Origin of the sequence: Rubellimicrobium mesophilum DSM 19309, assembly GCF_000600335.2 — a bacterium.
Taxonomy (GTDB): domain Bacteria; phylum Pseudomonadota; class Alphaproteobacteria; order Rhodobacterales; family Rhodobacteraceae; genus Rubellimicrobium; species Rubellimicrobium mesophilum.
Genome location: NZ_KK088526.1, coordinates 1 through 5,701 on the forward strand (window position 1 = coordinate 1; position 5,701 = coordinate 5,701).

A 5,701-nucleotide genomic window follows, 5' to 3' on the forward strand; every position below is an offset into this window, starting at 1 on the left:
CCCCCCCCCCCCCCCCGCCCCCCCCCCCCCCCCCCCCCCCCCCCCCCCCCCCCCCCCCCCCCCCCCCCCCCCCCGCCGATCCCGCCGCCACGATGGGACCGGACCGGCCGCTCGCCGAGGCGCCGGCCTCCGACGCCGCCCCATCGGAGGGCCCCGACCTCCGCCGCATCCTCTCCGACCGCGTGAACCTCCGCGAGGGGCCCGGCACCGACGCCCCCACGCTCGGCCTCCTCCGTGAGGACGACGAGGTCGCCGTGCTGGCCGCCGAGGGCGACTGGCTCCGCATCCGCACCGAATCGGGCGCGGAAGGCTGGATCTCCGCACGATTTGTTGCGGCGGCCGACGACGGACCCTCCCTTCCGGGCGCCCGCCCGCCCGGCTAATCAGGCGGCGTGCCAGGAACCCCCGGAGTCGCCATGTCCGCCGCCCACGCCCCCGCCGCCGCGCCCCGCCGCAGCATCCTCATCACCGGCTGCTCCTCGGGCATCGGCGCCGACGCCGCTCTGGGCCTGCGCGCGCGCGGCTGGCGCGTCTTTGCCTCCTGCCGCAAGGAGGAGGACTGCGCGCGCCTCCGGGCCGAGGGCTTCGAGAGCCCCCGCCTCGACCTACCGACCCGGCCTCGATGGAATCCGCCCTCGCCGAGGTCCTCGCGGCCACCGGCGGCACCCTCGACGCCCTCTACAACAACGGCGCCATCGCGCTGCCCGGCGCGCTGGAGGACCTGCCGACCGAGGCCCTGCGCGAGGTCTTCGAGACCAACCTCTTCGGCTGGCACGAGCTCACCCGCCGCGTGATCCCCGTCATGCGCGCGCAGGGCCACGGCCGCATCGTCAACTGCTCCTCGGTCCTCGGCCTCGTGGGGGTGCGCTGGCGCGGCGCCTACGTCGCCACCAAGTTCGCCCTCGAGGGCCTGACCGAGGTCCTGCGGATCGAGATGGCTTCCGCCAACGTCCAGGTCTCGCTGATCGAGCCCGGCCCCGTGGCCTCCCGGCTCCGCCAGAACGCCATCCCGCTCTTCGAGCGCTGGATCGACTGGAAGGCCTCGCCCCGCGCGGCCGAATACCAGACGGTCCTCCACCGCCTCTACGGCCCCGCCCGCTCCGACCGCTTCGAGCTGCCGCCCCAGGCCGTGACCGAGCAACTGATCCACGCCCTCGAAAGCCCGCGCCCGCGCCCCCGCTACTACGTGACGACGCCGACCCACGTCGCCGGGGCCCTGCGCCGCGTCCTGCCCCACCGCGCGGCGAGCTGGTTCCTCGGACGGGTGTGAGTCAGAACCCCGAGAACAGCATGTCGAGCGCGCGCCGGATCGCGTAGTCCTCCCCCCGGAGATCCGCGACCGGCTCGCCCTCGACCAACCGGGCCGATACGGCGGCGAGCTCGCCCGTGTGCATCGCGAACCGCTGGCCCTCGATGTCGAAGGCCGGCTCCAGCCGGGTGAAGGCCGGGAGACCGGGCTCCACCGGCACGAGTGGCGCGACGACCCGCGTAGGCAGGGAAATCACGTCGGATTGCAGGTCCAGCGCCAGCGCGCCGCCCGGCAGCCGATAAACCCGGAACTGCGCCACTAATACACCTTCAGGACTTGCCACTGCGCGAGGGGCAGCCCGTTCGCCTCGATCCAGGCCGCGCGCGCCGCAATGGCCTCCGCGTTCTCCTCCGCCCAGGCCTTGGCCTTCGCCTCCCGGACCGCCTGCGCCAAGGCGCCCTCGGCGACCGCCGAGACGTTCAGGTGCAACTCGCGCGCCTCGTCCAGCAGGCGGCCGTCGATGGTGACGTTGGTCCGGCGCTTCGCGGCGGGTGCGGGCATCCTGAGCCTCCATGATGTGCAGCAATGGTACACACCAACGCCGAACACCGCAACCGTCTCCCCGGGTCCGTCCCACCCCGCCCCTTCCCTTCCGCCCCACCCCTGCTAAACCCTCCCTGACGCAGCCGGAGCGGCCCATGCCCTTCAGAGATCCCCTCTTCTTCCTCGTCATCCTCGCGGTGCTGATCGTGCTCGGCATCCTGCTCTTCGGCGTGGGCACCTTCGGGGTGGGCGGCGAGTTCAACCGCCGCAACGCCAACAAGATCATGCGCTGGCGCATCTACATGCAGGCGGTCGCCATCGCGCTGGTCCTTCTCTACGTCTTCCTGCGCCGCCAAGGGGGCTGAGGCCATGGTCGTCCTGAACCGCATCTACACCCGCACCGGCGACAAGGGGACACCGCGCTGGGCGACGGCACGCGCGTCCGCAAGCACGCGCTCCGGGTCGAATCCTACGGCACCGTGGACGAGCTCAACTCCACCGTCGGCCTCGCCCGCCTCCACGCGACAGGAGAGATGGACGTCGCCCTCGCCGCCATCCAGAACGACCTCTTCGACCTCGGCGCCGACCTCTGCCGCCCGGAGGGGACGGGCGAGGCGCTCCGCGTGGCCGACGCGCAGGTGGACAAGCTCGAATCCGCCATCGACGCCATGACCGCGACTCTCCAGCCGCTCCGCAGCTTCGTCCTCCCCGGCGGCACGGCGCTCGCCGCGCACCTCCACCTCTGCCGCACCGTGGCGCGCCGGGCCGAGCGTCTCGTCGTCGCCCTCTCCGAGCAGCACTCGGTCAACGGCGCGGCGCTGCGCTACCTCAACCGCCTCTCGGACTGGTTCTTCGTCGCCGCCCGCATGGCCAACGACGAGGGCCGCAGCGACGTCCTCTGGGTCCCCGGGGCCAACCGCTAGGAGGCCCGCCTGCGCCCGAGCCGGGGATGCACCGTCCCCGCGAGCGCCCAGGCCACCGCCATCCCCGCCCCACAGGCCGCGAAGGTCGCCGCCACCGGCGCCACCAGCAGCACCGCCCCGCCCACCAGCGGCGACAGGATGCCCGACACGTCGCGGTAGCTCGAATAGACGGCCGCCATCTCGGTCCGCTCCGAGGGCTTCACCGCCATCAGGAAGGGCAGCGACGCGCAGACGTCCAGCATGATGAGCCCGAGCGACCCGAGGAACAGGCAGCCCACCGTCGCCCAAGGCCAGGCTGCCAGCGCCGCCCCGGCCAGGAACAGCGCCGCGCAGAGCCCGAAGGTCCCTCGCACCGCGCCCCGCACCCCCACCCGCTGCACGATCCTCAGGAGCCACGGCGTCGCGAAGAGCAGCGCGCTCGACGCCGACACCGCCGCCCCGCCCAGCGTCTCCCCCAGCCCGTTCTGCAGGCAGAACAGCGGCAGGTAGACGATGTAGACCCACCACCCGCAGGACCGGATCGTCGCGAAGAGCCACCCCGCCACCAGCCGGGGCCGCCTCAGGAACCGCCCGACGAAGCCCAGCGGATGCCCCCGCGACGCGCCCACCGGCTTGCCGTTCCCCAGCCCCATCCGCACGAAGGCCACCATCACCGCCAGCGCGAAGCCCGCCGCCACCAGGAACGGCGCCGGCCGCCACCAGTCCAGCAGCAGCACCCCCGTGAAGGGCCCGATCGTCCAGGACAGCGCGCCATAGAGCAGCCGCTTCGACTCGTTCCGCCCCAGGTCCTCCCTCGGCACGTAGTCCAGCACGTAGGCCGACAGGCAGACCCAGAAGTTCACCGTCGCCACCGCGTTGACGAGCAGCGCCGCCGCCGTCAGCCACCGGCTCCCCGTGACCATCATCGCCATGCCCAGGAGGTAGAGCGCCCCCGTCACTAGCATCATCCGCCCGCGCGGCACCCGCCGCGTGACATAGGGCACCATCAGCCCCGCCGTCAGCGAGCACATCCCCACGCCCAGGTAGAAGGCCGAGACCACCCGCCCCCTCCCCCCAGAGCCGGTACATCGTCAGCGGCACCGCCGAGAGCAGCACCCCCCGCACGGCCGATTCCAGCCCGAAGAGGAGGGCGAAGTCCTCCACGCGCGGCACGCGGGCCGCCCTCGGAGCATGAGCGTAGGTGGTGGTCATCGGGGAACTCGATCTACCGCGCCAGTGAACGCCCCGCGCCACCCGATTCTGCGCCGCCCGCGACACGGAATGCCGCTTCCCGCCCGGGCCTCCGCACACGACCTCGCGCCGGGCCCCACCGGTAACGAGGGGCGGCCTCCACCGCCCCCGTCCCGTCCTTGCGAGGCTCTCGGCCCGGCGTCACCTCAGGCGTCGCCTCATCTCGCGCACCACGCTCTCGCGCACGCGGAGCTGGCTCTCGATCATCTCCTGGCGCGAGGCGCCGCGATAGGCCTGGGCCAGGACCTCCTCGGCCACGCGAATGACGCGGGCCACCTTGTCCTCGTCGCGGCGGCGGTCGGGGGTCGTGTCGTGCTTCATCTCTGTCGAGCCTCCATGGCATGACGGCCCGCCGGGATGGCAGGCGCGCTCAGCGATGGAGACGTCGGGAATCACGACATGCCCGACTGTTAGCCCAGACCGCCGCCCGTTTCAAACCTCACCGCCGGCTTGGCGGCCATGACCCGTAGGGTGCGTGCGAGCACGCACCATGCCACGCCAGCCCCCGGTGATCCGCTTGGCTCTTCCTCGTAGGGCGGGCTTCAGCCCGCCAGCGGCCCCTCGTAGGGTGCGCTTCAGCGCACCGCGCCTGCGCCGCGCCCTCGCCGTCCGAGCCCCAACCGCCGCCTCACCCCTCGCGCCCCAGCACCGAGATCAGCCGGTCCCGCGCCGCCGGCAGTTCCTTCCCCTCCGGCACCAGACGTTCCTTGATGAAGTGCCCCGTCCACCCCCAGCGCCGCGACGATCTCCTCCGGCCCGGCCTCCCCTTCGCCCCGCAGCACGGGGGGCAGCGGCAGCAGCCTCGGCGCAAACTCCCCCGCCCCCGCGCGGCTCACCGCCCGCCCCGTCCTCGGCGAGACGTAGATCAGCTCCTCCGTCCCCCCCGTCACCGCGCAGGCGCTCAGGTCGAGGCCGAACCCCATGTCCTCCAGCAGGAACATCTCCCATTGCAGGTAGGCCAGCGGCCAGACCTCTCCTTCCGGCAGCAGGTCCAGCAGCGCGTTCGTCCGCTCGTACAACCGAGGATGCGGCGCCCGCTCGGGCAGCACCTCCCGCAGCAGCCCCGTCACCGCCCCGATCCCCGCGAGCGCGAGCCGGTCCCCCAGCGCCGTCCCCGCCCGGTTCCTGACGGGCTCCACGGTGAAATGCCCCAGATGCTCGTCGAGCCTCGCGCGCCAGCCCAGCGACGCCAGCACCCCCGGCTGCAGGAAGGGCCGCATCCGCCGCGACACGCCCCCCAGCACGACTCCCGCGTGCCGCCCATGCGCCTCGCAGAAGGCCTCGACGATGGCCGAGGTCTCGCCATGCGGCCGCACGGCCAGAAGGATGCCCTCGTCGCGCCATTCGATCATGCGAAACAGGTGGGGCCCGGCGCGGCGAAGGGCAAGCCTCCGCGCTTCGCCCGCGACTGGCCCCGCCGCCCGTAGGGTGGGTGGAGCCCGCCCCGGCGGGCGCAACCCACGCGGTCCCGAGCGGCGGCACCCTGTCCGTCCCGTGGTCCCGCGTGGGTTCCACCCACCCTACGCCATCGCGCCCTGGCGGTATCTCCTCCCGGCAGGGTGCGCTTGGAGCGCACCCTCGCCAGCCGAACCGGGCTGCGGCCGCCCCCCTGATTCGCCCCGCCCCCGGCGCGCCGACGCCCACCCACCGAGGGCGACGCAACACCCCCGCTCGGGCGTTTTCCTGGCCCGATCAACCTCTTACCTCCGGGGTGTTGCGTCCCCCCACCCCCCACCGAACGCTCCATTTACGATCC

6 protein-coding genes and 3 pseudogenes are annotated in these 5,701 nt (G+C 73.3%); 4 read left to right on the forward strand and 5 right to left on the reverse strand.

Annotated features, from left to right (window positions below; translation table 11 throughout):
* Positions 1-92: 92 nt before the first annotated feature.
* Together RUMESO_RS01975 and RUMESO_RS01980 are read left to right on the forward strand one after the other, a co-directional pair.
* Positions 93-383 (forward strand): SH3 domain-containing protein, encoded by a 291-nt coding sequence (locus tag RUMESO_RS01975; protein ID WP_051520923.1) that lies wholly within the window; start codon positions 93-95, stop codon positions 381-383.
* Positions 384-416: 33 nt separating this feature from the next.
* A pseudogene (locus RUMESO_RS01980) lies at positions 417-1,270 on the forward strand (SDR family NAD(P)-dependent oxidoreductase).
* A 1-nt stretch (position 1,271) separates the two neighbouring features.
* On the opposite strand, the gene RUMESO_RS01985 reads toward RUMESO_RS01980, so the two are convergent.
* Together RUMESO_RS01985 and RUMESO_RS01990 are read right to left on the reverse strand one after the other, a co-directional pair.
* Positions 1,272-1,568 (reverse strand): CcdB family protein, encoded by a 297-nt coding sequence (locus RUMESO_RS01985; protein ID WP_037277681.1) that lies wholly within the window; start codon positions 1,566-1,568, stop codon positions 1,272-1,274.
* Positions 1,568-1,810: a type II toxin-antitoxin system CcdA family antitoxin gene (locus RUMESO_RS01990; protein WP_037277683.1), complete on the reverse strand. Its 243-nt coding sequence runs from the start codon at positions 1,808-1,810 to the stop codon at positions 1,568-1,570. Before RUMESO_RS01990 ends, RUMESO_RS01985 begins: the two co-directional genes overlap by 1 nt.
* Before the next feature lie 137 nt (positions 1,811-1,947).
* On the opposite strand from RUMESO_RS01990, the gene RUMESO_RS01995 reads away from it, so the two are divergent.
* Both RUMESO_RS01995 and RUMESO_RS02000 read left to right on the forward strand, forming a co-directional pair.
* Positions 1,948-2,157, forward strand: coding sequence for a twin transmembrane helix small protein (locus tag RUMESO_RS01995; RefSeq protein ID WP_037277686.1), 210 nt, complete (start codon positions 1,948-1,950; stop codon positions 2,155-2,157).
* 4 nt (positions 2,158-2,161) lie between these two features.
* Positions 2,162-2,715, forward strand: a pseudogene (locus RUMESO_RS02000) (cob(I)yrinic acid a,c-diamide adenosyltransferase).
* Here RUMESO_RS02000 and RUMESO_RS02005 read toward each other — a convergent pair.
* The 3 genes and pseudogenes from RUMESO_RS02005 to recO all read right to left on the reverse strand — a co-directional run bounded on the left by RUMESO_RS02005 (position 2,712) and on the right by recO (position 5,294).
* Positions 2,712-3,755, reverse strand: coding sequence for an MFS transporter (locus RUMESO_RS02005; RefSeq protein WP_245639105.1), 1,044 nt, complete (start codon positions 3,753-3,755; stop codon positions 2,712-2,714). The pseudogene RUMESO_RS02000 and the gene RUMESO_RS02005 overlap by 4 nt on opposite strands.
* A 331-nt stretch (positions 3,756-4,086) precedes the next feature.
* Positions 4,087-4,266: a hypothetical protein gene (locus tag RUMESO_RS02010; RefSeq protein WP_037277687.1), complete on the reverse strand. Its 180-nt coding sequence runs from the start codon at positions 4,264-4,266 to the stop codon at positions 4,087-4,089.
* A gap of 307 nt (positions 4,267-4,573) precedes the next feature.
* Positions 4,574-5,294, reverse strand: a pseudogene (gene recO / locus RUMESO_RS02015) (DNA repair protein RecO).
* Between the last annotated feature and the right edge of the window lie 407 nt (positions 5,295-5,701).